The organism is Actinoplanes sp. CA-030573, assembly GCF_050951115.1.
Lineage (GTDB): Bacteria > Actinomycetota > Actinomycetes > Mycobacteriales > Micromonosporaceae > Actinoplanes.
The window spans coordinates 3,445,437-3,470,732 of the sequence record NZ_CP192038.1 but is presented as its reverse complement, the minus strand read 5'-3'; the positions used below and the strand labels follow the sequence as shown (position 1 = coordinate 3,470,732).

The following is a 25,296-nucleotide window of genomic DNA, read 5'->3' as shown; positions in this document are numbered from 1 at the left end:
GCGGGACGGCGCTGGCCGTCCCGCCCGGGCTTGCAGATTTACCTACTTGGCGAACTGCGAGGCGGCGGTGGCCATCGCCTTCTGCAGACCGGCCACGTCCTGGTTGGTGGAGAAAGCGCCCAGCGCCGAGTTGGCCGCGCCCTGGAAGCCCTGCGAGCAGGCCGAGCCGTGGGCGCAGGACGGCGCCTGCTTGAAGGTCTTCCAGTCGGCCATGGCGGCCTGCTGGTACTTCGGGTAGTCGGCCGGGGCGGCGTCGGTACGGGCCGGGATCGAGCCCTTCTTGGTGTTGAACGCCTTCTGGCCGTCGGCCGAACCGACCGTCTTCAGCCAGCACTTGGTGCCGTCGACGTTCTTGGCGCCCTTGGGCAGCACGAACGAGTCGGCGAGCCACTGGAAGGTCTGGCCGTTGCCCGGGAAGGTGAACCAGCCGTAGTCCTTGAAGCCCTTGGCGTCGAGGTCGGCGGCCTCCCAGTCACCCATCAGCTGGTAGGCGGCCTTGCCGTCCATGACCAGCTTCTCCGCGTCGGTCCAGTCGAGGGCGTCGCGGTCGGTGTTGGTGTAGGTGAGCAGCGTCTTGAAGTCGTTGATGCCCTTCGTGACGTCCGCGCCGTTCCAGTCGGTCGAGCCGTTCCACAGGCCGGTGAACTTGTCCGCGCCGAGGTCGGTGATGAGCACCGACTCGAGCAGCATCAGCATCGTCCAGTCCTTGCCGACAGCCAGCGGCGTCTTGATGCCCTTGGCCTTGACCTTGTCGAGGTCGGCGATAAAACCGGCCATGTCGGTCGGGTCGGAGGTGATGCCGGCGTCGGACAGGACCTTCTTGTTGGTCCAGACCACGTTGGCCCGGTGGATGTTCGCCGGCACCGAGTAGATCTTGCCGCCGACGGTCAGGTTGTCGATCAGGCCCTGCGGGAACGCGCTCTTCAGGCCCCAGGTGTCGTAGTCGGCGCTGATGTCCTCGATCTGGCCGGCGTTGATGTAGTCCTTGAGCTCGGCGCCGGCGTGCGCCTGGAACGTGTCCGGCGGGTCGCTCTGCTGGAGCCGGGAGGCGAGCACGTTCTTGGCGTTCGCGCCCGCGCCGCCGGCGACGGCGCCGTTGACGAACTCCTGGCCGGCACAGTCCTTGCCGAACTGCGCGACGAGGCCGTCGAGACCGGCCTTCTCGCCGCCGTCGGCCCACCACGTGAAGACTTCCACCTTCTTGGAGCCGGAGCCCCCGCCGTTGCTGTCGTCGCTCGACCCGCAGGCCGTGGCCGTCAGCAGCGCGGCGACACCCACGACAGCCATCAAAGACCTTCGTATTGTCATCTATCTCAACGTCCTTTCATGACGATCGCAAGCACCACTTCTGCTCGTTGACATCATTGTGAGAAGGGTCATCATGATGATGCTCTCAGTCACGCATGTCAACCCGCGTCGAAGGCTCTGATCTGACGGACATTCGGGCGCATCCTTAAGTACAAGGAAATAATCGATGAAAAGGAATACGAACGCTACGACCGAAGTCCGGGCCAGGATCACGGGGCCACGCCCTACACCAATCGCGAAGACACCGCCGCAAGAACAAATCCTCCTCGCCTGCGCTGAGCCAGGCATCGGTCGTTACGCCAGGAAGAACCTGTCGATTTGTCCTGTTCGGCTCGGCGGATAGACGCCACGTTCGACTGGGTCGAGCAAGAGTAAATGAATTCTCGACGAAGCCAGGTTGTTGCCAACGCGTTCACAGAACCGCCTCAAAGCCAGACGACGCCTTGGGGGCGCGCTGTATGGCAATATGAGTTGACGGAATAGCATCCAGCGACAGCGTTTGCGGTCCTCCAGGTTGGCGTTACTGCCGCTGCGTCACCGCCAGATACCGCAGCCCACGTTCGTGGGTCAAGTGGCTTTACCTGTCGTCGCCTACCAGAACGGCGAGATGTTGGCGCTCAGGTTCGTCGCCGAATTGGATACCGACGAGAGGGCAAATTCGCCCCGTTCTGGCAGGCTTCGTCGACTTCGGCGCCACGATAAAATCGACGGTCGAGGATCGGTTCGTCGTTGCCGACACCACCGGCTGCTGATCGCCAATGTGTGTCCTGGCTACCTCGTGACAGCAACGCGATGGCGGCACAAGCGCCCTTCTCAGTTTTTATTCGACCAGGCTGGTCCCGCCCGTCTTCGCAGATCAACGCTTCGCCGGATGGCGATCGCCGTCGAGATCATGCGCGATGCTGCTGAGGTTGCTGACCGTGTGTCCAGGCCGCGGGGTCGCGGAACGAATCCTGGCCCGGCTCACAGCGTACCGTCAGCTGGCCCGCGGCCACGAACGCCACCTGGAGGTTGCCGAGCCCTCTTCCGCTGCCGCCGCGATCAACGGGATCACCCGCGTTCACCCGCGCCGCCGGCTCAGCAACACCGTCCCGGACCTGATGAACATATTCTTAAAGACTCTCGACGGCCCTTGAAGAATCTGATTCTCTTAAGGCTGATCTGTCGCACAACGTACGGCAGCGGCGCATCCGGCCGAGTGGGCTGAACAACAGTGGCCGCCTATTCCCAGCGGCGCCGGGCCGACCGCCATCGACGGCGATCGGCCCGGCGGTTCGGCGGTTCGGCGGTTCGGCGGTTCGGCGGTTCGCCGGTTCGGCGAGACAGCTCGTTGCGACACCGCCAACGGCCTTCCCCGATACCTGAGCGGCTGCCGGACTTGCTTGACTGCCATTACCGACGGCGCGAATCCAAAGACTTAGTTGGCTGGCAGATCGACGGAACCCGTCAAGGGGCGCAGTTGTTCAGGGTTTGAGCACCGACAATCGAGGGTCGGACGGTGACACCTGCCGCATACTCCGCAGGGTCGACCTTACGGCAATGGGCCGCCGTCCATGCCGACAGTACCGACACGCTGCCGTCGATGGCGTCGATCGGGCTGGTCAACACGTAGCGCAACTGGCCACTGCCGACATAGCGGCGCAGGTCGGCATCGGTCAGTACGGGGTCGGTGCCCAAGAACCCGCCGGCTGCCATGACCGGTTCACCACCGGTGGCCAGGATGATCAAGGATGCGGCATTAGCGTTGCCCGTAGCGACCAGCCATCGTGAGTTTCCGCGATGCCGACGCAAATATGAAATCAATGATAGATCAACGACGTCGGCTCGGCCGGTGGTTGCAGGTGTAGCTGAATCGCCGGGTGGGGCGCCGTTCAGACCGGCCGTTGTTTCACCAACTTCTGTTCCCGGCTCGGCGCCGGACAAGCTCGGAGGCGGCTGTCCGTGGAGCAGTTCCCCCGGTGGCGATGGATCCAGCGCGCGGTCGCCTCGGCCTGTACCTTCGGAATGGATCCCGGCTGCTTGGGGGTTGCTCGCCATGGTGAACGTTGGGGCTGAGGGCCCAGCGGTGGGATTGGGGCCCTGTTGGACAGCGGCGGCTGTGCTAACGGCATACGTTCCCGGTGCCAGCACTAATGCCGATGCGGTCACCGCGAGGGTGGCCGCACCGCGCAGCCTGCCGCGGCGCGCCCTAGCAGCTCCAGGAAACCTGGGTATCGCAGCAAGGAGCACGACAGCAACGACCCCCACAGTGACCACGGTCACAGTAAGCCACGAGTGGTATCCAGGGTATCGGCGCACGAGCACGGCGGCCCATGCGACACTGCCGGCCACGCCTATGGGGAGAGCCCATCCCAGCCAGGTGCCGCGGCGCAACTCGGCGGTGATGATGCCGCCGCCGACGCCGATCAGCCCGGCGATCGCGGGGGTAAGGGCTGTGGTGTAGTAGGGGTGGAAGGTGCCGCCGGCCAGGCTGAACACGACGCCGGTGATCAGTAGCCAGCCACCCCACAAAAGCAGAGCCGACCGGAGCGGATCCGTCCGCGGCGCGTGACGACGGGCGAGCAGACCGGCAGCAAGTAGAAGCATGGCCAGCGGTAGCAGCCAGCCGATTTGGGATCCGACCTGCAGATTGAACAGCCGTTCCCAGCCGGGGTTGCCGCCGAAGGTCATTCCGCCCATGAGGTCGATACCAGCCGGACCACCCTGGCCACTAGCAGGTCTGTCGGTGCCGAACAGGCGCTGCAGCCCGTTGTAGCCTAGGACGAGGTCAAGGGCGGTGCCGTCACTGCTGCCGCCGACGTAGGGCCGGTCTGTGGGCGGAATGAGGTCGACGATTACGATCCACAGGCTGGATACGGCGGCGGTGACGCCGCCGGCGGCGGCGAGCTGCAGCAGCCTGGTGCGCAGCCGCGGTGGTCCGGCGATGAGGTAGGTCGCGGCCAGGGCGGGCAACACGATCCAAGCCTGCAGGAGTTTGGTGTTGAAACCGAGCCCAATGAACGCCCCGGCCCCCAGCAGCGGTGTCCACCTGCCGCTACCCAGCGCGTAGGTCACGGCGCAGGCGGCGGCGATTAGGCACAGCACGAGCAACGGATCGGGATTGTTGTCGCGGTTGATCGCCACGTTGATCGGCGTGAGCACGATCACGACCCCTGTAGCGAGCGCTGCGGCATGTCCGGCGGTAAGACGTACGGTATGCCAAAGCACCGCGGTGGCGACGACTCCGGCGACTGCCTGAGGCAAGAGGACGCTCCACGCTCCGAAACCGAAGGCTCGGGCGGAAAGCGCCTGGACCCACAACGCTAGTGGGGGCTTGTCGACGGTGATGAAGTTGCCAGAGTCGAGGCTGCCGAAGAAGAATGCGTGCCAGGACCTTGTCGCCGACAACGCCGCTGCAGAGTAATAGACGTTCGCGTTGCCGTTGCGCGAAAGCCGCGAGCAGTAGAGAACAGCTGCGGCCAACAAAATAACGAGCAGCGCTGGGCGGCTCCAGGCCGGCTCGCCAGCCCGCCCAACGATCGACCGCACGATGCTTCTGTGCGGCCAGATCCGCAGCGGCCGCCCTGAGGCTGCGTATCTGTCGCGTTCAGGAGTGTCGCCGTCGGGCGCGGCGGCGGGGTCAGTCATCGGGTCCTCCGGTATTCGTGACGTGGTGGTTGACAGTGGCGTCGGTGGCGTTGCGTCGGGCGCTGAACACCCACACCCGCATGGCGAGGAACCGGCTGATGGTAACGGCGGCGTTGGCGAGGCTCGCGAAGGCAAGTTCCGCGACGCGGGACAGCTGCGGGTCAACGACGTTCAGAACTGTGATAATGCCGCTCGTCAGGAGCAGCCCGGCCGCGAAAAGCACGAGTCCTTCCAGGTGCTGTCGGGCGGCAGCCGCGCGGCCACGCATGCCGAAGGTGATCCGCCGGTTCAAGGCGGTATTGCCGATCGCAGTGACAAGCAGCGCGACCGCATTGGCGAGGAGAGGATGCATCAGTTCGGCCAGCCACGCGAACAACGCGAGGTAGGTCAAAGTGCTGGCGAGGCCGATGCCAGCGAAGCGGGCCAACTGGCCGGCCAGCCCGGTTGGGACCGAGCCGCCGCGACCGGCGGCGAGCCGGTGGCGCAGGTCGCCCGTCAGCAGGCCCGTGCCGATCCGCCAAATGCCCTTTAGATCGTCCAGTGCGGTGCGCAGGATGTTGACACGGCTGTCGGGGTCATCGACCCAGTCGACCGGAACTTCATGGATGCGCAGCCCGGCTCGTTCGGCGAGCACTAATAATTCTGTATCGAAGAACCATGCGTCGTTCGCTACCAGTGGCAGCAGCCAGGAGGCCGCGTCTGCGCGAATCGCTTTGAACCCACATTGTGCATCGCTGAACCGGGTCCACAACGATGCCCGCACGATCAAGTTGTAACCGCGGGAGATGATTTGCCGTTTAAGGCCGCGTACGACCCTGGCACCGCGGGCCAGGCGGGTTCCGATGGCAATGTCGGAGTGTCCGGAGACCAGCGGCGCCACCAATGGCAGCAGTGCAGCGAGGTCGGTCGACAGGTCGACATCCATGTAGGCCAACACGGGCGCGTCGGATGTCGCCCACACGGTTCGCAACGCGTTGCCGCGGCCCTTCTGCTCGAGCCGAACGGCAGTCACGGCGGCCCGTTCGGCGGCGAGTTCAGCGGCTCGCAAGGCAGTGGCGTCGGTACTGGCATTGTCGGCAATGGTGATGCGGTACGGGTAAGGAAAGGTTGCGGTGAGATAGTCGTCGAGGCGGCGAATCGAGATTGGCAGATCGTGTTCCTCGTTGAAAACGGGGACGACCACGTCGAGCATCACGACGCCCGATTGAAGGCCTATCTCCCGGCGGGGATTTTCTCCGGACGCCGATCCGGCATCCGGTGCAGGTCCACAGTTAGGGTCTGAATTCCTCGGAGCCTGTTCACCGGCTGTGCGGTACTCCATCTTCTTTAGCATGCTGCGATCCGGCATATGGTGCTGTGGCTCTCATATTGCTGTGGCGCCGGAATACTACGAAACTGAGGCCCTTGACCGTTCATGCCGGTACAAACCTCCCACTGAGGCGAGCGACGGCGCGTACGGTGACGGACACGGAAAAGGCAATGTTGCAGATGGCCCACTCCATGCGGTTATCCTTTCGGCACGTGATAGGTCGCTTAACCCGGTGCGCGAGACGCCATCGGGCAGTCGACGGTGTAGAAGCGGTGCCCGCTTACGATCCCTCTCCATTCACCAGAGCCGGTGCAGAGAGAAGTAAGAATCGGTCAAGAAAGCCGCGGGTCAGATGGATGTGGAGACCTGCCGTGGGCCATAGTTGAAGGTGTGGCACGCGGGCTCATTCTCATCGTCGACGACGAAGCCGATATGCGGGATTCCCTGGACCGGGCACTGCGGTTCGAGGGCTATCGCACCGTCCTGCTCGCTGATGGCCAGCAAGCGCTGCGCTACCTCCACACGCATACCAACCACGCAGACGGCGGTCACGACCGCCCAGGCAAGCCGGATGTGGTTGTCCTCGACGTCAATATGCCGGTCCTTGACGGTTTGGAGACCTGTCGCCGACTGCGTACCGGTGGACGGCGACTTCCCATCTTGATGCTCACTGCCCGCGACGCCGTTGGTGACCGAGTTGCCGGCCTAGACGCAGGCGCCGACGACTACCTGGTCAAACCCTTCGCGCTCGAGGAACTCCTGGCTCGGGTCCGGGCCCTGATAAGACGCAGCGACGCGAGTACCGCCGGCACGACACAGCCAGAGGGCGATGTATCCGCGATTCTGCGCTTCGCCGATCTGGAGCAGAACCCGCACAGCCGGACAGTTACCCGTGACGGCCGGCGAGTTGAACTGACAAGAATGGAGTTCAATCTGCTAACCGCGTTCCTCGCGCAGCCCGGTCGGGTGCTAACCCGAGCAATGCTCTTCGAGCTCGTCTGGGGCTACAACCTCGATGGAGCCTCTAAAACTCTCGACGTGTACATCGGCTATCTTCGCCGCAAACTCGAAGAGCACGGCAACCCGCGGCTGATCCACACCGTGCGGGGCGTCGGATTCGTGTTGCGCCTTAAACACAGGTCATGAGCCGACGCCGTTGGTCGCTGCGGGCGCGCCTCGCCCTCATCGCCGGTACCGCCTGCGCCGTTACCGCAGTCGGTGTCTCGAGCACCGCCTGGCTCGCCTTGCGGCAAAGCATGCTCGGCCAAGCTGACCACGACCTCGACCGCATCGTCACCGGGCCACTTATAGACCTCACGCCCGTCATGCTGGCCACGCTGCCCACTCCATCGCCTGTCGGCAATGGCGACGACCTTCGAATCCAGCTGCTCGATACGGACGGAACAGCCCATCGGCCGCCCGGTCAGCCGCCGCTTCCCTTTTCTGCCGCCGACCGGTCGGGCGCCGCCGCCCGCGACAACACCGCCCGCTACACCGCTATCACCGACGACGGCCGATTTCGCATTCTCACCGTCCGCAGGCCCGACGGTCGTACCCTCCAGGTCGGCAGGTCACTCCGTACAAACGACGCGACTTTGCGCCGATTTGAGCTGCTCATGGCGGTGCTCGCCGCTGGGGCCGCCGCTGCCGCCGTTGTCGTCGGAAGGCTCGTCGCCCGCGCTGGCCTGCAGCCCGTCAACCGGCTCACCGACGCCGCGGTCACCATTGCCGCGACCCAGGACCTGCAACACCCGATTGAAGTCGACGGCAATGACGAAATCGCGGACCTTGCGCAGGCTTTCAATACCATGCTCGACGCCATCGCCCGAGTCCGTCAAGCCCAGAAGCGCCTCGTCGAGGATGCCGCCCACGAACTATGCACCCCTATGACCAGCCTGCACACCAACATCGAACTGCTGCTGCGAGCCGGCGACCGGCTCGCCGGCGCCGACCGGGACAACCTTCTGCGCGACCTGCGCCGCCAAAGCGACGATCTCGGCGCCCTCATCAGGGAAATAGTAAGCCTCGCCCGCGACGACGCCGTTGACGACCCTGTGACCTCCTTTGACCTCGCCGATGTCGTCACCGCAACCGTTGAGCGCGCGAAGACCCGCAGCCCCGCGGTCCAGTTCCGCCTCAGAATCGCGCCCGCCCCCATCGTGGGACGACCTGCTGCCCTCGAACGCATGGTGCTGAATCTGCTCGACAATGCCGTCAAGTTCGGGCCGCCCACAGGGCCCATCGAGGTCGAGGTCATCACCACCAGCGAAAAAACGAGCGGCGGGCCGAAATAGTCATCGCCGACCATGGACCTGGCATCGACTCGCCCGACCGCGAACACGTTTTCGACCGCTTCTATCGTGCCGAATCCTCCCGGGCCGTCCCCGGCTCCGGGCTTGGCCTGGCCATAGTCGCCCAAGTCGTGTCCGAGCACAAAGGCGTTGTCAGCATCAGCGATCAGCCAACCGGCGGCGCTATCGTCCACGTGCGGCTCCCTGCTAACCGTTAGCGACGATCTGCCGATTTGCCGCCGCTAATGGCGGAAAGCGCAACGATGGTGACATGCCCAATCGATACGGTATGTCGTCAACGCCGCGGTTTACCCCTAGAGTCAAAATACAATTTCCGCCGCAGCCGCCTTCCAGAGCATGCAGCTGCGCGGGCGATTGGTGATCTCGAAAGCTATACAAGGTTCGCGCGAGCCGACGCAGCCATTCTCTACCACAGTCAGGTCCGCGGCCGACGAATACGAACTCTCGCTGTCGTGCAACTAGCGCCCCGCTGACGGCCGCGGTTCTTCCAGATAAGACCTTGCCCCTGCTGATCATGGACGGATGCCGGTCGTAGTGGGCGGGCAGAGTGACGAGTAGGTTTCAGTGTACGACGCGAAGGGTCTGCAACGCACCATTGCTCCCCTTTGTTCTTTCTTGACTCCCCGTTAAGATCTCGGCTTGCGCGACGAGGCGACTAATCTTATCCCTATTCCATCGCCACTTTTCTGCGATGAACATCAGGATCACTGCGCAGATGGCATAAACGAGATCTTCGTCCATATTCTCGAGAATCAGGTCTTCGCCACGCGCCAATCGAATCAAATACTCGATTTGCAGAGGGTCGACGGCCGACCAGTAGGAAGCCCTTATCTCCCGTATCGCAGAGGCCATTTCTTCAACAGCCGAGCCTCGCTTGAAGTAGGTTCTCACCGCTAGGCCGAAGGTGGCACACGCAACTATTGCTATCGATTTTGTCGATACGTCGAGCGGCCGCGGTTCGGTGTCTTGGCGTCCAAGCAAGAAGAATTGTACGCACCTGCCGGCTGACGTAACGGGCTCCTTACCAACCGTCGCCGTAGCCGTCCGAGCATTCTTGAAACGAGTCTTTGAGCGAAGGATCTTCCATTGTTCATCAGAAAGATACGTGTTCCAGGTTCGGCCATAACCTCGCCGATACAAGCGGGACTTACGCAGTTCGGGGACCAGACCCCTCCCCCAATTCTGGTGGATCCGATTTGACGCCGCCCTGGACTCAACGAGGAGTTCATCCACCTGCGCATCGCTCATCTGCAAATCATCGGCCAGAGCGAACAGTAGTGCGTACATAATTTCGCAGAAGTCAGCGGTGAGTGAGTCGGCGATGTGGTGATCGCCCATGCCAACCCTTAAAGCAGCGTCGATGTCTCTCACAAGGAAGTTTTCACCTCCAGGGGACAATTTAACGAAGCGGGTCGCAAACTGAGTGATCATGCAGCGATCAGCTTTCGTGCCGAATCTGCGCGAGGCGGCGACAACGAATGCCGCCGGGACGATGCAACTCTGCAGTTTTGCTGGGAGGTGCAGTCGAAGTATCTTATCCCGCTCCGCTGCATCCCCACGGAGAGCAGCACCTAGCCAACGCTCTTCGTGCGAGGTGAAAATTGCGGTGTTGGCTTCTGACTCGAGAGTGCTTTCCACTAGCTGTTCACGCCATCCAATGCATTCAGACCGCCGTCAGTCAGCGCGTCGTACGGACTGCACCTTTTCGGCGTTCGGTATTGACGGTTATATCTGAATAGACTGGCGAGCTGCGGCGCGCGCAATCGCCCACTACGTAGACGCCAATCAGGACTTTAGGGGCCCGCCTCTAGGAACCTTTTCACGCTAGGCCGTGTAGGGGCGCCTTTCTTTATAGATCCTTCGGAGGCGTGTACGAACGCTTCTCCGACCAAGTGATAGCCGCCTGAGCCAACTCCCCGCCCAGCAAGCGGTGTCAAGACGCGCCCCCTGGGCGAGGGCGCACTCCCTTATAGCGTCTCGCCGGGCCGCAGTGTTTAAGCAGCTCACCACTCTGCGCCATCCCGCCATACCGTTTCCTCAAATGACGACATCGACTGTGCTTGGGCAGCCACGCGACCTAAATCTAGCCGGCCGAAGCTCACGCCGTTGCCGCTGCCGTACCAAGCATGGGTCGAACATCGCCTGCGTCCTCGCAGCTAATGCTCCCGCATCGCCCACGGCGTCCCGTACTCGATGAGCTTGTCGAGGAATGGTACGGCGTCGAACGCCTCCGGTCCGAGAACTCCGCTACCCTGCCAAATTCCTGTGGCAAGCAGTTCGAGGGCCACAATGGGGTTGACGGCTGTCTGCCACACCACAGCTTGAGCACCATATTCGCGCATTGACCACTCGTTGTCGACAAGATGGTAGAGGTATACCTCGCGTGGCTCTCCATCCTTACCGAGACCCTTGACCATTGTGCCGGCACAAGTGGTACCGGTCATCTTGTCGCCAAGCGTGGCCGGGTCGGGCAGCACAGCGGCCACGACGTCTCGCGGGGACACGTAGGCATCACCTACCTGCACCGGCTCAGTCCGATCCAGTCCGAGCTTACGGAGCGTACGCAGGACCTCGATGAACTCGGTTCCCAGTCCGTACTTGAAGGTGACCTTCCCCGCGTCAACCCAGCGTGGAATCAACAGAACTTCCTCGTGCTCGACGTGCACGCATTCGACTGGGCCAATGCCGCCGGGGAAGTCGAAGATTTCAGGCTCGCTCAAGGGAGCAGTGGTGAACCAGCCATGGCTTTTCTCGAAAATCACTGGCGGATTCAAGCATTCTTCGATCGTGGTCCATACAGAGAATGATGGCGCGAAGTCGTAGCCGGCCACGTCGAGGTTGCCGCCGTCGCGAATGCCGATCTCATCGATGCGCGAGAACAGGTGATCGGCAGCGTAACGAGCGAAAACGTCTGACAAGCCAGGTTCGACACCGATCCCCGTGACAGCTAGACGGTCTCGCGCGACCCATTGTTCTGACATCGCGAATTGCTCGTCGCCGAGCTTGACGCCGGTCTTGTTGTAGGGGTCCGTGGGGTGCGGATATGACAGCGACATCGCCATGTCGAGGTAGTCAGCTCCTGCCTCCAGCGCTCCTTCGAAGACAGGCAGGACAAACCGGGGATCAACTGCGTTCAAAACGTGCGTTATTCCCTCGGCCCGACATAGGGCAGAGACGTTGGCTTTGTCGGACGCATCGACGCGGGCGGCGGTGAACCGCCGGTCTCCGACGCTGGCCACAGCGCGCTCGGCGCGCGCAAGGTCGAAGTCGGCGACTACGAACCTGGAGTAAAAGTCGCGGCGTGCGGCAATGCCAGCCGCGGCAGATCCGACTCCACCAGCGCCGATCACCAGAACACGCATGAGTAACACACCTTTCGGCCACTATCGGACCCATTGATCGCTGAAACCGTACCTTCAGAGCCTCCTTGCAACTGAAAGAGTTGTCAAGGGCGCCAAGTTCTGCGATAAACGCAGATGATCAACGGACCTCACGGTGTCGAGCTTGCGACTACGGGCAGACCTGCCGTCCGTCCAGGGACCGCCGAGCCGGCCCACGCTTGCCTCGTTGCACAGGACGAGGTAGAAAACGGCTATACGTAGCCTTGACACCCCCTGCACCATGCGTAGGCGGCGGAGGAACTTCGTACGGACCCCCTGTACGCTTACGAGCCGTCGAGAAGGATGCACGGGCCGGGCGCGGGTATGACGGCCATTAGCCTGCCACAACGAGAGCGCAGCCGGGACACAGTCAGAACGGCCAAAATCTTACACAGATGTCTCATCGATGGCTGAAGCTCAATCACGGGTGGCTATCAGGCTTTCACTGAAGCTGGCAGTTCCCGTCTCTACAAGTGGGCCATGCGCATGCGTTCTAAGTTATTAGGCAGAAGCTGCGAGTATCAGAAGGGTAGGACGGGAGAGGATGGCCATCCGGAACCCTCGGAACCATGCGGTCGGCCCCGACACCGTTCCGGACTTGTCTCGGCCGCCGTACCCTTGCAGTCGATTTCCGATCCAGAAGTCCCATGCGCAGCAGTCCCCGCGAGTTGACGCTCAAGTAACTGGACCTACCTCGCAACAGTTTCCCTCGTGGCTCTCACCCTTGCCGCTTGGCCTTCCCTACTATTCTACACCGTTCCGTTGAGGTTGTTATGAAATTCAGTTCCTTGAAACAGGTCGCGTGGGACTTTACTCTCGTGGAGTCGCCGATACCCGACTCCGACCCGTCCAATCCTGGGGGGCTCCTGGTGTGCGACACTCTCGCCGGCGGTGTGCATCGCCTTGACGGCGATGGCACGGTACTTGAGGTCCTTCTGCCAGGACGCCGGGGCATTGGGGGCCTAGCCACTGCCACCGGTGGTGGCTTCGTCGCTACCGGTCGCGATGTTGTCCATGTCCCGGCCGCTGGCGTCCAACGCGAAGCGCAGACGTTACTGACGGCGCTTCCGTCCATCACGGGATTTAACGACCTAACCGTCACACCGGATTCCGGGTTGCTGATTGGGGCGCTGCGCTTCCGTCCCCTCGCCGGGGAAGCAGCGCGCTCCGGGGCACTCGTACATCGCCCTGGTGGTCGATCCGCCGACGCGAGTGTGTGGGATGCTGAGACGCTGACGTGGCCGAACGGATTGGCTTTCTCGCCCGATTATCGGTGGCTTTACGCTGCTGACTTCGCCAGCGGCATAGTGTACCGGGGCCGCTGGAACGACGGTCGTTCAAGCGCTGCTCTAGCTGTGATGTCCGGGGACGTTGGTCGAGGAAGTGCGACCACTCGATCTGAGGATCGCGGGCTGATCTGGTGAACAGATGAAGGCCTCCGGCGGTGCAGTGGGGTTGTCGAGACACCACTGAGCAGCACTGGAGGCCTTCATGTCCCACGCTAATGCCGCGTTGACCCCGCGAGCGCGATTGCGGCTGGCGCGTCTGATCGTGGACCTCGGCTGGTCACCCTCTCGGGCGGCGGAACGCTATGACGTGTCCTGGCGTACCGCGGCGAAATGGGCGCAGCGTTACCGCGAGCACGGCGAGGCCGGCATGACCGACCGCTCGTCACGGCCGCGTTCACAGCCGAACCGCACCGCGGCCCCGCTGGTCCGCAAGATTGTGCACCTACGCCGCAGGCGACGCTGGGGGCCGGTCGCGATCGCCGACGAACTCGGCCTGGCCGCCTCGACGGTGCACGCCGTGCTGGTGCGCTGCCGGATGAACCGGCTCAGCCACCTCGACCGGATCACCGGCGAGCCCATACGCCGCTACGAACACCGCGCGCCCGGAGATCTGCTCCACGTCGACGTCAAGAAACTCGGCAACGTCCCCGACGGCGGCGGCTGGCGCTACCTCGGCCGGCAACAAGGCGACAAGAACCGGGCCCGCACCACGGGCAAGCGCCAGAACAAGTACCGCAATCCGTTGATCGGCACCGCGTTCGTGCACACCGTCATCGACGACCACTCCCGCGTCGCCTACGCCGAGATCCACAACGACGAAACCGCCGCCACCGCCACCGCTGTCCTGGCCAACGCGGTCGCCTGGTTCGCCCAGCGTGGTGTCACCGTCCGCCGAGTGTTGTCGGACAACGGCTCCGCCTACAAGTCCCACCTCTGGCGTGACACTTGCGCCGCGCTCGGCATCACGGTGAAAAAGACCCGCCCGTACCGGCCTCAAACCAACGGGAAGATCGAACGATTCCACCGCACCCTTGCCGACGGCTGGGCCTTCGCGAAGTTCTACTCCTCCGAGAAAGCCCGCCGCGCAGCGCTACCTTCATTCCTGCACGACTACAACCACCACCGACCCCACACCGCCATCGGCAAAGCCACACCCATCACCCGGTTAACCAACCTGCCTGGACATCACATCTAGCGCCTTGGTTGCAGACCGCGGCGGGACAAGCCGACGGCCTGACGGTCGATGCCGCCGGGGGTGTCTGGGTGGCGCTGGGTGTCGGCGCCGGCTTGGCTCGCTATACGCCCGACGCGCAACTCGACTTTGTTCTGCCGGTCCCCGCCAGCTTCGTCTCAGCCTGTCGGCACTTCGGGGACGACCTGCGCGAACTTGCGATCACTACGGCGGGAAACGGTCTAGACCCAGGCCGCGGCGGCACGGTGTTTACGGTCCGCGTGGACATTCCGGGTCATCCCATCCCGCCGGCCACGGTTTAACGTATCATTTCTTCTTCGAGCGACGCGGCGCTGAGCGGTCGATGGTCGATGACAATGGCGCCTTGGTCACTCGGCGACGCGTCATGCCGGAGAGTGCCGCAATCCTTAAAGCCGTGCTGGGAACGATGCGACGTCGCCGGAAAACTTATCAGATCAGTCGAGCAAACTGTTGATGCGAAGTCGCTTGGCGGTCTGGTTGCCCGGCGCCGACAGCAGCCCATATGCGTCCAGAGGGATAAACCGTGCAGTCCACACGGTCTTTCCCTTCCGCAGTAGCGCTGCGATCGGCCTTCTCCGGATGCGCGCAATCACGGGGCCGCGCCGTCAGACGCTACGCCCCACGCGTGCCGAAAAAGTATCGCCTCTCGTGGGTACGCGGCAGTTTGGATTTTAAAGCAGATGGATTTGGTGCCGCGTCGCAGCCTTCGACTGCACATCGACGCGATCAACTCCGTGGCGATCCCCCTCATTGTCGACGCACCTGCAGCGTAAAGGGCGACCACTTCTGTTCGCCGTCGTGCACCTGCGGCGCAGATTAAGGTTCAACCAGTAGCTGGCAGGACCCGCCGTCAGCGGACGCTCCCGCAAGAAGTGCCCTCAATCTCCCTGACAACCGGCCTCGTAATCTACTATTTCAGGCGGATTTTTCGGCACCATCTGGTTTTGATCACTCGACGCATGCAGGCGAACCACCACTCTGACCAACTCCGAGGCGGCGACCAAGTCGTGAACGGCGTGCGCGTTCGCCGATGATGTTCGCGCCGTTGGCAAGTGATCCTTCACATATCTGTACTCAAAAATCATAGATCTCATGGTCACGAACGCCGAACGTACCTGGCGTCGGACCACGGAGGGCTTCACCTGTCGGCTTCCGGGCGAATCCACGCTACCGAAAGGCGGTGGTCAGCTGCTGCTGATAACTAGGAATCGATCTTGTGGGCAAATCTACCCCTTGCACAAAAATGCCATGCTCTCACTGACCGCTCGAACGAACAGGAGATCTCCATGGGCCCGGGTAGGTCAGGGGTGCAAGAGCGAGCAGCGAAGGGCGGCCAGACCGACGAGGCGAACGGCATCCTTCGCTGGAGTCCGCCGCCGACTTCTCGGCGCGCGGTGGCGCGGCTGGTGCAGTTTGTAGGGCTGGTCAACACTGTGTTCGCGGTGCTAGCACCTCACCGTAGCCGGTTCTCGATGCTTGCCGGCATGGTCCCGACCGCCGGAATTCTCACCGCTCGAGTAGCCTCCGCCGTGGTCGGAGTGCTGCTCATTTATCTAGGTGCTGGACTACGACGCGGCAAGCGCCGCGCCTGGCAAATGGCCCTGGTTCTCTCGCTACTCAGTGTCGGCTTGCATATGGCGAAGGGAGCGATCGTTCCCACCGCGTTCGCAAGCTCGATCGCGGCGTTGCTGCTACTCAAGCGAGACCGGTTCACCGCCGACACCGACTCGCGCAACCGCTGGCGGGCCGTGTGGACGGGGACGACATTCCTCGGCGCCGGCTTCGTGCTGGGCTTCGCCGAGACGGCTCTGCGAGCGGATCAGCTCGCAGATCGGCCGGGCGTGCTGCGCTGGGCTGAGCATGTGGGCCTGGGCCTAATCGGAGTTTCCGGTCCTCTCCACTTTCTATCCCCGCCAAGCGGCCTGATGGTGACGATGACGACCGGGGCGTTCGGGCTGCTCGGGTTCGCCGTCGCCGGTGTGCTACTGCTTCGACCGAGCACGGGCGAGCGCTGCTATTTCGCTGAATCCAGCCAGTTACACGATCTGCTCGGCAGGTATGGCGACGGCGACTCTCTCGGTTACTTCGCGCTGCGCGACGACAAGCAGCTGGTCTGGTCGCCGTCAGGCAAAGCAGCCGTTGCATACAGGATTGTCAACGGCGTCAGCCTGGCATCCGGCGACCCGCTCGGTCTGCCGTCGGAGTGGCCACGAGCGATCGGGCGGTGGCTGGCCGAGTGCGTCCGGCATGGCTGGACGCCCGCAGTGCTTGCCTGCGCGACCGCTGGCGGTCGGGCTTACCAGCGGGCCGGACTCGACGTTATAGAGCTCGGTGACGAGGCTATTGTCGATGTCGCCAGCTTCTCACTTGAGGGCCGAACCATGCGTGGCGTGCGCCAGGATGTCGGGCGGATCAGGCGCTCCGGCTACACATGCCAGCTCCTCCGCCAGCGTGAGCTCTCCCCCGACCTATTCGCCGAGGTCGTCCATTGCGCCAACGCGCTACGAGACGGCAAAGTCGAGCGCGGCTTCTCAATGGCGCTCTCGCGCCTCGGCGATCCGGCCGACGGGGACTGCGTGTTAGTTCTCTGCCGCGACCAGCAGGGCATGCTGCGCGGACTGCTCCAGTTCGTGCCGTGGGGCCGCCGCGGGCTCTCGCTGGATCTGATGCGTGGGGACCGCACCGCGCCGAACGGCTTGACCGAGTTGATGGTCGTCTCGATGATCGAGGCCGCGCCGACGCTGGGAGTCCAACGCATCTCACTCAACTTCGCCATGCTCCGCTCGGTATTCGCCCGCGCTGAAGACTTGGGCGCGGGGCCCGTGATTCGCCTATGGGCCCGAGCGCTGAGGATGACCTCACGACTGTGGCAGATTGAGTCGCTCTACCGAGCCAACGCGAAGTACCAGCCGGACTGGCAGCCGCGATTCTTATGCTTCCCGTCCGCCCGTGACCTTCCTCGAATCGCGATCGCTGCGCTGAGTGCTGAGGCATTCCTGCCCGCTCGCAGGGCCCGCAGCAGAGTGAAGCCTGCCGCATGAATCTGACCGGGCTGCGGCTCATTCTTACCACCGGCCTCCTGGGACTCCTCGCAGTGACGGTAACCATACGTTTTTGGAGAATTGCAGGTCGCAAGCGGGTGCCGCTACGGATTGTTGGCCTGTTGATGATTGAGGTGTTCCTGGTGGCCGTTGTCGGGTTGGTCTTCAACAGGCACGAGAACTTTTATCCTTCGTGGCAAGCTCTCACAGATTCAGGGAAGGTTGTCACGGTCCCCTCGGCGGTGCCCGGCCGGCTCGATGGCGCTCTCAACCTCGTAGGGTCAGTAATGTGGTCCCCGCCTGGTGTCGCGGACTGGCGTCTGGCTACTTCGCCAATGCTGATTGCGCCTCCCGAATACTCCCAGCACCGCAACCGCACCTTCCCGGTCATCGTGGTGCTCGCCACCACGGTGGGAGCCGCCGAAGCTCCCCGCATCGCGGCAGCGACTCCCGGAGCGCTGACGGTCGTACTCGAGCCGACACGTGCGACGATCGCGGCGTCGTTACAAGCCTTGCCGGCGTTGCTCGCACGGGATGCTCGGGTTGCGCGTGGTTTGGTGGTGTTGGCCGATCCGAAGTGGCTGTCCCTAGCCGCCGACTGGCCAAGCCACCCACCAGTGATCACCGGGTGGGATGAAGCGGCGTTCGCCGTGGCCGCCGATGAGCTGCCTGCCCCGCTCGCCGCGCCACAGAGGCTTCCGTCGTGAGCATCGATGGGGTCGCAGCGCTCCTCGCCGGGCTCGCTCTGGTATTGGTCACCACCTCCGCGCTGGCAGTGCTTTGGGATCGTGCGCGGGCAACGATCCGATTCGCGCTAGTCATGGCTTTGCTACTCGGCATCGGCGCTACGTCACTGCTGGAGCTTAACAGGCTGACCGAGGTCTACCCGACCTGGAGCACGCTGACGGGGGGTCCTGCCGACACCCGATCGGCCCAGCAAGCTCCACGGCTAGGTGTGATGTCCAGGCAGGTTGGTTAACCGGGTGATGGGTGTGGCTTTGCCGATGGCGGTGTGGGGTCGGTGGTGGTTGTAGTCGTGCAGGAATGAAGGTAGCGCTGCGCGGCGGGCTTTCTCGGAGGAGTAGAACTTCGCGAAGGCCCAGCCGTCGGCAAGGGTGCGGTGGAATCGTTCGATCTTCCCGTTGGTTTGAGGCCGGTACGGGCGGGTCTTTTTCACCGTGATGCCGAGCGCGGCGCAAGTGTCACGCCAGAGGTGGGACTTGTAGGCGGAGCCGTTGTCCGACAACACTCGGCGGACGGTGACACCACGCTGGGCGAACCAGGCGACCGCGTTGGCCAGGACAGCGGTGGCGGTGGCGGCGGTTTCGTCGTTGTGGATCTCGGCGTAGGCGACGCGGGAGTGGTCGTCGATGACGGTGTGCACGAACGCGGTGCCGATCAACGGATTGCGGTACTTGTTCTGGCGCTTGCCCGTGGTGCGGGCCCGGTTCTTGTCGCCTTGTTGCCGGCCGAGGTAGCGCCAGCCGCCGCCGTCGGGGACGTTGCCGAGTTTCTTGACGTCGACGTGGAGCAGATCTCCGGGCGCGCGGTGTTCGTAGCGGCGTATGGGCTCGCCGGTGATCCGGTCGAGGTGGCTGAGCCGGTTCATCCGGCAGCGCACCAGCACGGCGTGCACCGTCGAGGCGGCCAGGCCGAGTTCGTCGGCGATCGCGACCGGCCCCCAGCGTCGCCTGCGGCGTAGGTGCACAATCTTGCGGACCAGCGGGGCCGCGGTGCGGTTCGGCTGTGAACGCGGCCGTGACGAGCGGTCGGTCATGCCGGCCTCGCCGTGCTCGCGGTAACGCTGCGCCCATTTCGCCGCGGTACGCCAGGACACGTCATAGCGTTCCGCCGCCCGAGAGGGTGACCAGCCGAGGTCCACGATCAGACGCGCCAGCCGCAATCGCGCTCGCGGGGTCAACGCGGCATTAGCGTGGGACATGAAGGCCTCCAGTGCTGCTCAGTGGTGTCTCGACAACCCCACTGCACCGCCGGAGGCCTTCATCTGTTCACCAGATCAGCCCGCGATCCTCAGATCGAGTGGTCGCACTTCCTCGACCAACGTCCCCGGACATCACAGCTAGTCGAGCGGCCCACGCACAGCGGGCTACCCCTGGCGACGCCGTCTGCGGCCTTGCCTCCCGAGGTCCCAGTTGGGGAGCCAGGCAAGGGCCGGCTGGACACGTACGTCGTAGCCGGCCCGGTCAGCAGGATGACCATGCCGATGAGCGTCTACTTGCCCGCAGCGTATTCCACGTCGGCTGGACAAGGCCTGGACTTCCCGGTGATCGAGGCATTGCACGGCTACCCCGGCACTCCCCAATCGTGGCTCAAACGACTGGGCCTTGTGAGCTTCCTCGATCAGGAGATGGCGGCGGGACGAATGGCACCGACGATTGTGCTGCTTCCTTACCAGACACCCCGGCGGCTACTCGACACCGAGTGCACAAACCTCGTCGGAGGAGCACAATCCGAGACGTATCTGACCGTCGATGTACCCGCCTGGGCTCGAAATCATTTGCGAGTCCGTACCGACCGGAAGGCCTGGGCTCTGACTGGCTACTCAGCCGGTGCCTTCTGCGCGATGAACCTGCTCTTGAAGCACTCCTCGCAATACGCTGCAGCAGCCAGCCTATCGGGGTATCCAGGGCCCGGAATAGCAATCGGCGACGGAAGCGAGAAGACGACCAACAACGTCATCTGGCGGCTCACACATCTGCCGCGACCACCTGTCGCGATGTGGATCGGCTGGGCGGAGGACGACTCGAAGCCCGAAATGGCTCACGCCGCATCGCTGCTCTGGTGAAGGACCCGAGCGTTGTCGAGACCGCCTCCGTACCGCACGGTGGCCATAGTCACGCCGTGTGGAGGCAAATGGAGGGGCCGTCGTTCGACTGGCTCTCGAACAATCTGGCCCGTCCGGCCGCCCACCGGCGGTTTATAACTCACCTGCCCGGTGGCCACAGCCAGCAACCACCGTCGACGGGTCATCTAACAGGTCGTGCTGCTGACCCGTCCCACCTCCATCCTAGCGCTCTCAACGAGGAGCGCAGGTGAACGGCTGTCGGCAGCCAGACGATGCCGCGGTTTGATTCGCTTCAGGGCTTCCCGGCGGTGCGACCGGGACGGCGGCCCGAATGCCGAAGAGATTTGCCGGGGGAGGTCAAGCAAACCTTCAACCCCAGCGCGGCGGCGGGAAGCACGTCCCGTCGACCGGGCCGCCGATAGAACCGAGGGACACCCTTCGAACACTCTCTCGAACCCGAACGCCGCTTCATCCACGAGGAACATAAGGTCACGAATGCGGACCAGGCAACAGCAAAGGGGGCATGCCGATCGATGGACTCGGGCCGAACCATCCGGAGCCACCAGTCGGTAGCTTGTGACGATTTTATGTCCGCTGAGCCGTGGTCACCTTGACATCATCGCTGAAGATGGACGGCCGAAGGCGGCAACCCATAACGGCCATAAACGTAAACGCTCGGGCCGTGATGAAAAGTGCTGAACGCGGCGCTCTTGTTGGACTTATCGGTCGCAATACATGGGATCGGGGCCGCTTGCTGAAGATTGAGGCACCTGTCAGCGCATCGCCGTCGTCACATCCGTCACTGCGTTTCCGATGACGCCCATCTTATGACGTCCCTTAAACCTGGAGCGGACTGCGCGTTCGCTTGGAGATACTCCCAATATTCGACATTGGCGTCCCGGTAGCCTAGGACATACCACTGGGCGATATGGCGCCGAAGTCGCTCGAACAATTCGCCGAACGCATGCTCCCCCTTTCGACGGGTTAGCGATATTCGCGTAGGAGGCGCCGCCGTCAACGGTCTTGCGGAAATCCCAAGGCCAAGCGGCCCGCAAGGAGGTGGCCCTATATCGACAGCAAGGCCGGCAGCGATGAGACTCATTGCGCTACGCCCGTCATCCGACGTATGGACGATCCGCGGGGGAAATCCCCCGATTTCCATAGCTATATGACGTAGCACCCGAGAAGGCACCTCGACGGGTGAAGAAATCCAGCCCGACCGGGCCAGATCGCGAACGTCGATTGAAGGTTGCCGCGCGAGCGGCAAATCGGAGGACAAGTACACCCACTGGGGCTCATCGACGAGGACGACAGATTCCGAACTTTCGGCAACACTCGGATCGACGTCATTGAACCACATGGAAAGCCAGTCAGCCCACAGGATAAAATCGACTCGGCCCTGCATTAGAGCATCGAACGCTTCCGGCACCGTATTAAAGGACCAACTGGTCCATGCTGCTTGAGGAATAGATTCTTGCAATGGACCAAAAAGGTCCGTGGTATCCACCCTCACAACACCGATAGAAAGATCTAGGATCGAAGCCGACTGACCCTGCTGCGCATCGAGATGCAAGCGCAACTCGGCAAAGGATTCGAAGGCGTCGTGCGCGAACTCGGAAAGAATCTGACCGGCGCGCGTGAGACGCAGAGAGCGGCCGCTTCGCTCGAGAACTTTACAGCCCAACTCCGCTTCGAGGCGCGATATACGCTGCGAAACCGTCGGCGGCGACAGATACAGCGTTTGAGCCGCTGCGGTCAAGCTGCGCTGCTCCGCGAGAGCTTTGAAGGTTAATAGATCTTCCCAGTTCATCGAAGATGATGCTACTCCGACGACGGTTGCGTGCCGAGGTCCTGAAGCACATGCATACCTACACCTTACCTACCTCACGGCATTGATGGAACTTCCACATAACTTCATGAGCTTGCGAATCTTGCTCGCGTACAGCTCTGCCGCCCCACCTAACAGAAAACAGGGGCCCACAGAGGAGTTGACCTGGTTCCATCGGGCGCAAAGTAGACGCGGACCCGTTCGCGATGCTCCATCGTCCCAGAGCCGATCGGAGAGGTGACGTTCGCGAACTGCCTTGGTCTGTCCATACCGTCGACGGTCAAGCTCACCGCACGCTTCAGACACTCCTATGGACAAGCGCCTCGCCGATCTTCCGCGCGTACGTCGCAGGCGCTATCGTCAGGGAGTCGCACCAGTATGGCGGAGACTTTTGCGCATGAGCACCTCGTGCAGGATAGAGGTCTTTCAGCGCTTCGTCCCTATCGCCTCAACTCTTTACTTCGATAGCGGTCCTCGGGCCGGCTCGTGGGCTGAGCCCTCGACCCGCGCGGCGATCGGTCGATCTGCTGGCTCAGAACATCCAACTCCGCATCATCTTGTGGAGGCGACCAGCTGTGCGACGACGCCGAGCAACTGCACCAGCCGATTCAGTCTTCGACGATGTCGCGGCCCTGGTGAATTGGTTACACTGGCGGATCCCGATCCGCGTCGAGCTCGTGGGAGCCCCCCTCGCTGGAGGACGTTGGTAGGCTTCGACGACGACCTCGCCGACGAAGCCACCCGCGTCTCCAACCGGATCCGTGGGCCCGCTTACCCAGATCCACCCCGCGCTGGAACGCGTCCTTGGACCGAGGGTGCAACACAAAGCCGTCCTCGAGCTGCTGTCGCGCTGTGGCGGGCCAGCTGCGCTGCGCAAAGCCGGCCGATCCAAGCTGCTGGAGATCGCGCCAAGAACGCCCCACGCATGGGTGAACGCCTTGTCGATCAGATCCTGGCTGCCCTCGACGAGCAGACCGTGACCGTCCCGGGCACAACAGCGGCAGAGAGGATCCTGCCCCGGCTGGCCGACAGTCTCCGCTACATCCTTCAGCAGCGTGATCAGGTCGCCGGTAAGGTCGAAGGAATCCTTGATGCGCACCCTCTTGCCCGGATCCTGACCTCGATGCCCGGCATCGGGGTCAGGACCGCCCCCCGGATCCTGCTCGAAGTCGGCGACGGCACCGCCTTTCCCACACCCGGGCACCTGGCCGCCTACGCCGGCTTGGCACCGGTCAACCGCCGTTCCGGCATCTCCATCCGCAGTGAGCACTCACCCAAAGGCGGCAACACGCAGCTCGAGCTCGACCGAAAGAACACGACCGCGTCGCTTGCCGAGTCCCCTGCCCTCCAGTCGACGGCAGTGGAGGCGATCGCCGCGCCCGGCCGAGAACGGCAGAGCGCCACCACGTTAGCTTTGTACTCCGGGTGGTGCTTGTTCGCCACGATATTTCAGGACGCCTGATCTCCTAGGACCGTCGACATCGCAGGTTTCAGCGCCCAAAATCAACGAGCGATTACCTATCCGGTACAGATGATGATGTGCCTCGCCCGTACCGAGTCCTCGCACAGCCTCCCACACCACTGGCCGCTATGGAAACCACGACTTTCCTTGACCTATCAATCTCTGATCAAGCCACCGACAGAGGCAGGTCCGACCCCCAACCTAATAAGCAAATATCACTGAGAAGGTGTTTTAGATCAGTGTTAATTGGGTGCGTCGATCTCGTAGCGGGTCTGGCGGATGGCGGGTCCGCCGCGGGCGAGCCGGTTGAGCATGCCGCCGATCGCGGCCCAGCGGATCATGTGTTCGGCGACCTGCGGCTCGCGTTCGTAGTCGCGGGCCAGGCGCCGGTGCGCGGTCAGCCAGGACGGCGTCCGTTGCACCACCCAGCGGCGCGGGTGCACTGCGAAGCCGCGCTGTTCGGCCGGCTTGCGGACCATCTCCACGGTGGTGGTGTGCAGGTACTGGACGGCCCAGTCGACCAGCCGGCCGGCGAAGCCTTGATCGGCAAAGAGCTGCCGGATCGGCGAGCGCAGATAAGCGCTGAGCCGGACCGATTTACCGCCGTCGCGGTCCTGCCATGACGCCGCCATCACACACACCACGACCAGCAAGCCGAGCGTGTCGGTGACGATGAACCGATTACGGCCGTTGACCTTTTACCCGCGTCGTACCCGCGGGTCTCGGCGCCGCCGGTGTCGGCCCTTTTCACCGACTGCGCGTCGATGATCCCCGCGCTCGGCTGGCGGGTCACGGCCCTCAGGGGTGCGGACCTGCTCGCGTAGCTCGTCGAGGATCCGCTCGGTGGTGCCGCGCTCGTTGAACTGCTTGAAGTGCCCGTACACCGTCTGCCAGGGTGGGAAGTCGACCGGCAGATACCGCCACGCGCAACCGGTCCGGACCACGTACACGATCGCATCGACGATGTCGCGGCGATCGTGCTTGAACGGCGGGCCCCCACATGGACAGCGGCAACAACGGCTCGACGATCTCCCACTATGCGCAAGGTAGGTCAGACGGATACCGGCGCTTACGCACCACACCGATCTATCGAGCGCCGCCGACCGTGAAGCCGGACACGCCGTCCGACTCACCTCTAAAATACGTTCTGAGTGCGTGTTTGAGATGTTGATCAACGCGCAGGTGAAGGTGCGGCGGGGTTGGCGTCGGGCGGATCGTCCGCGGGTGATCCGGCGGAGCATGCCGTTGATGGCGGCCCAGCGGATGATCGCCTCGGAAACCTCCGGTTGGCGCGCGTAGTCGCCGGCCACCCGACGGTGCGCGGTGAACCAGGCCAAGATTCGCCCCGACCACCCAGCGGCGAGGATGGACGGCGAAGCCGCGCTGCCCGGCAGGTTCACGCACGATCTCGACGGTGGTCTTGCAAGTGGCGCCGGCCCACGCGACGAACCGGCCGGCGAAGCCCTGGCCGGCGAAGACGTACCGGACCGGGCCGCTCAGATAAAGGCTGAGCAGGGCGGTCTTGCCGCCGTCACGGTCCTGCCAGCAAGCGGCCAGCACGACGACCGAAATCAGCAGGCCGGCGGTGTCCGTGACGATGAAACACTTACGGCCGCCGACCTTACTACCGGCGTCGTAGCCGCCGGAGTCTCCCCCGACCGTGTCGGCGCCTTCAACGCTCTGCGACTCGAGCACACCGGCTGACGGCTCGGGCCCGCGGC

19 protein-coding genes and 1 pseudogene are annotated in these 25,296 nt (G+C 63.4%); 10 read left to right on the top strand and 10 right to left on the bottom strand.

Features of this window, described 5'->3' with window-relative positions:
- Positions 1–42 precede the first annotated feature (42 nt).
- From ACQP2F_RS16130 to ACQP2F_RS16120, 3 genes are all read right to left on the bottom strand, one after another.
- The gene (locus ACQP2F_RS16130; RefSeq protein WP_433307526.1) at positions 43–1,302 is read right to left on the bottom strand and encodes an ABC transporter substrate-binding protein; all 1,260 of its coding nucleotides are present in this window, start codon (positions 1,300–1,302) and stop codon (positions 43–45) included.
- A 1,452-nt stretch (positions 1,303–2,754) separates the two neighbouring features.
- On the bottom strand, positions 2,755–4,935 hold the full coding sequence (locus tag ACQP2F_RS16125) for a glycosyltransferase family 39 protein (protein ID WP_433304758.1): 2,181 nt from the start codon (positions 4,933–4,935) through the stop codon (positions 2,755–2,757).
- On the bottom strand, positions 4,928–6,127 hold the full coding sequence (locus ACQP2F_RS16120) for a glycosyltransferase (protein ID WP_433307524.1): 1,200 nt from the start codon (positions 6,125–6,127) through the stop codon (positions 4,928–4,930). The genes ACQP2F_RS16125 and ACQP2F_RS16120 overlap by 8 nt, the downstream gene beginning before the upstream one ends.
- Positions 6,128–6,634: 507 nt before the next feature.
- Between ACQP2F_RS16120 and ACQP2F_RS16115 the strand changes: the two genes are divergently transcribed.
- The 3 genes from ACQP2F_RS16115 to ACQP2F_RS16105 are packed head-to-tail and all read left to right on the top strand — an operon-like array spanning position 6,635 to position 8,753.
- Entirely contained in the window at positions 6,635–7,390 is a 756-nt protein-coding gene (locus tag ACQP2F_RS16115) for a response regulator transcription factor (RefSeq protein WP_433304757.1), read from the top strand.
- Positions 7,387–8,538, top strand: a complete 1,152-nt coding sequence (locus ACQP2F_RS16110) for a sensor histidine kinase (protein ID WP_433304754.1) — start codon at positions 7,387–7,389, stop codon at positions 8,536–8,538. Before ACQP2F_RS16115 ends, ACQP2F_RS16110 begins: the two co-directional genes overlap by 4 nt.
- Positions 8,535–8,753, top strand: a complete 219-nt coding sequence (locus tag ACQP2F_RS16105) for a sensor histidine kinase (protein WP_433307522.1) — start codon at positions 8,535–8,537, stop codon at positions 8,751–8,753. The genes ACQP2F_RS16110 and ACQP2F_RS16105 overlap by 4 nt, the downstream gene beginning before the upstream one ends.
- Positions 8,754–9,117: 364 nt before the next feature.
- On the opposite strand, the gene ACQP2F_RS16100 is transcribed toward ACQP2F_RS16105, so the two are convergent.
- On the bottom strand, positions 9,118–9,987 hold the full coding sequence (locus ACQP2F_RS16100; RefSeq protein ID WP_433304752.1) for a hypothetical protein: 870 nt from the start codon (positions 9,985–9,987) through the stop codon (positions 9,118–9,120).
- A 725-nt stretch (positions 9,988–10,712) separates the two neighbouring features.
- The gene (locus ACQP2F_RS16095; protein ID WP_433304750.1) at positions 10,713–11,918 is read right to left on the bottom strand and encodes a saccharopine dehydrogenase family protein; all 1,206 of its coding nucleotides are present in this window, start codon (positions 11,916–11,918) and stop codon (positions 10,713–10,715) included.
- 791 nt (positions 11,919–12,709) lie between these two features.
- Here ACQP2F_RS16095 and ACQP2F_RS16090 point away from each other — a divergent pair.
- From ACQP2F_RS16090 to ACQP2F_RS16070, 5 genes are all read left to right on the top strand, one after another.
- Positions 12,710–13,360 carry an SMP-30/gluconolactonase/LRE family protein gene (locus tag ACQP2F_RS16090; protein ID WP_433307521.1) on the top strand — a complete coding sequence of 217 codons (651 nt, stop codon included), beginning with the start codon at positions 12,710–12,712 and terminating at the stop codon, positions 13,358–13,360.
- Between the two features lie 67 nt (positions 13,361–13,427).
- Entirely contained in the window at positions 13,428–14,420 is a 993-nt protein-coding gene (locus tag ACQP2F_RS16085) for an IS481 family transposase (RefSeq protein ID WP_433304748.1), read from the top strand.
- Between the two features lie 8 nt (positions 14,421–14,428).
- Complete coding sequence (locus ACQP2F_RS16080) at positions 14,429–14,719, top strand: SMP-30/gluconolactonase/LRE family protein (RefSeq protein WP_433304746.1); 291 nt, start codon at positions 14,429–14,431, stop codon at positions 14,717–14,719.
- A 1,026-nt stretch (positions 14,720–15,745) separates the two neighbouring features.
- Positions 15,746–17,479, top strand: coding sequence for a phosphatidylglycerol lysyltransferase domain-containing protein (locus ACQP2F_RS16075; protein WP_433304743.1), 1,734 nt, complete (start codon positions 15,746–15,748; stop codon positions 17,477–17,479).
- Positions 17,476–18,186 carry a hypothetical protein gene (locus ACQP2F_RS16070; RefSeq protein WP_433304741.1) on the top strand — a complete coding sequence of 237 codons (711 nt, stop codon included), beginning with the start codon at positions 17,476–17,478 and terminating at the stop codon, positions 18,184–18,186. Before ACQP2F_RS16075 ends, ACQP2F_RS16070 begins: the two co-directional genes overlap by 4 nt.
- A gap of 242 nt (positions 18,187–18,428) precedes the next feature.
- Here ACQP2F_RS16070 and ACQP2F_RS16065 read toward each other — a convergent pair whose 3' ends face one another.
- Positions 18,429–19,421 (bottom strand): IS481 family transposase, encoded by a 993-nt coding sequence (locus ACQP2F_RS16065; protein WP_433304739.1) that lies wholly within the window; start codon positions 19,419–19,421, stop codon positions 18,429–18,431.
- Positions 19,422–19,691: 270 nt separating this feature from the next.
- Here ACQP2F_RS16065 and ACQP2F_RS16060 point away from each other — a divergent pair, with 270 nt between their 5' ends.
- Positions 19,692–20,285: an alpha/beta hydrolase gene (locus tag ACQP2F_RS16060; RefSeq protein WP_433304737.1), complete on the top strand. Its 594-nt coding sequence runs from the start codon at positions 19,692–19,694 to the stop codon at positions 20,283–20,285.
- Between the two features lie 799 nt (positions 20,286–21,084).
- Here ACQP2F_RS16060 and ACQP2F_RS16055 read toward each other — a convergent pair.
- Positions 21,085–22,095 carry a LysR family transcriptional regulator gene (locus ACQP2F_RS16055; RefSeq protein ID WP_433304735.1) on the bottom strand — a complete coding sequence of 337 codons (1,011 nt, stop codon included), beginning with the start codon at positions 22,093–22,095 and terminating at the stop codon, positions 21,085–21,087.
- A gap of 721 nt (positions 22,096–22,816) precedes the next feature.
- Between ACQP2F_RS16055 and ACQP2F_RS16050 the strand changes: the two are divergent.
- Positions 22,817–23,413, top strand: a pseudogene (locus tag ACQP2F_RS16050) (transposase); the annotation flags it as partial.
- Between the two features lie 404 nt (positions 23,414–23,817).
- Here ACQP2F_RS16050 and ACQP2F_RS16045 read toward each other — a convergent pair.
- The 3 genes from ACQP2F_RS16045 to ACQP2F_RS16035 form a co-directional block, all read right to left on the bottom strand.
- Positions 23,818–24,210: a hypothetical protein gene (locus tag ACQP2F_RS16045; RefSeq protein ID WP_433307519.1), complete on the bottom strand. Its 393-nt coding sequence runs from the start codon at positions 24,208–24,210 to the stop codon at positions 23,818–23,820.
- A 63-nt stretch (positions 24,211–24,273) separates the two neighbouring features.
- Positions 24,274–24,519, bottom strand: a complete 246-nt coding sequence (locus tag ACQP2F_RS16040; RefSeq protein WP_433304733.1) for a transposase — start codon at positions 24,517–24,519, stop codon at positions 24,274–24,276.
- A gap of 142 nt (positions 24,520–24,661) precedes the next feature.
- The gene (locus tag ACQP2F_RS16035; protein WP_433304731.1) at positions 24,662–25,270 is read right to left on the bottom strand and encodes a transposase; all 609 of its coding nucleotides are present in this window, start codon (positions 25,268–25,270) and stop codon (positions 24,662–24,664) included.
- Positions 25,271–25,296: the final 26 nt, after the last annotated feature.

Coding starts and splice junctions, on each gene's coding strand:
- ACQP2F_RS16125 (WP_433304758.1), bottom strand. CDS start 4,935: ATGACTGACCCCGCCGCCGCGCCCGACGGCGACACTCCTGAACGCGAC.
- ACQP2F_RS16120 (WP_433307524.1), bottom strand. CDS start 6,127: ATGCTCGACGTGGTCGTCCCCGTTTTCAACGAGGAACACGATCTGCCA.
- ACQP2F_RS16110 (WP_433304754.1), top strand. CDS start 7,387: ATGAGCCGACGCCGTTGGTCGCTGCGGGCGCGCCTCGCCCTCATCGCC.
- ACQP2F_RS16100 (WP_433304752.1), bottom strand. CDS start 9,987: ATGATCACTCAGTTTGCGACCCGCTTCGTTAAATTGTCCCCTGGAGGT.
- ACQP2F_RS16095 (WP_433304750.1), bottom strand. CDS start 11,918: ATGCGTGTTCTGGTGATCGGCGCTGGTGGAGTCGGATCTGCCGCGGCT.
- ACQP2F_RS16090 (WP_433307521.1), top strand. CDS start 12,710: ATGAAATTCAGTTCCTTGAAACAGGTCGCGTGGGACTTTACTCTCGTG.
- ACQP2F_RS16085 (WP_433304748.1), top strand. CDS start 13,428: ATGTCCCACGCTAATGCCGCGTTGACCCCGCGAGCGCGATTGCGGCTG.
- ACQP2F_RS16070 (WP_433304741.1), top strand. CDS start 17,476: ATGAATCTGACCGGGCTGCGGCTCATTCTTACCACCGGCCTCCTGGGA.
- ACQP2F_RS16065 (WP_433304739.1), bottom strand. CDS start 19,421: ATGTCCCACGCTAATGCCGCGTTGACCCCGCGAGCGCGATTGCGGCTG.
- ACQP2F_RS16060 (WP_433304737.1), top strand. CDS start 19,692: ATGACCATGCCGATGAGCGTCTACTTGCCCGCAGCGTATTCCACGTCG.
- ACQP2F_RS16055 (WP_433304735.1), bottom strand. CDS start 22,095: ATGAACTGGGAAGATCTATTAACCTTCAAAGCTCTCGCGGAGCAGCGC.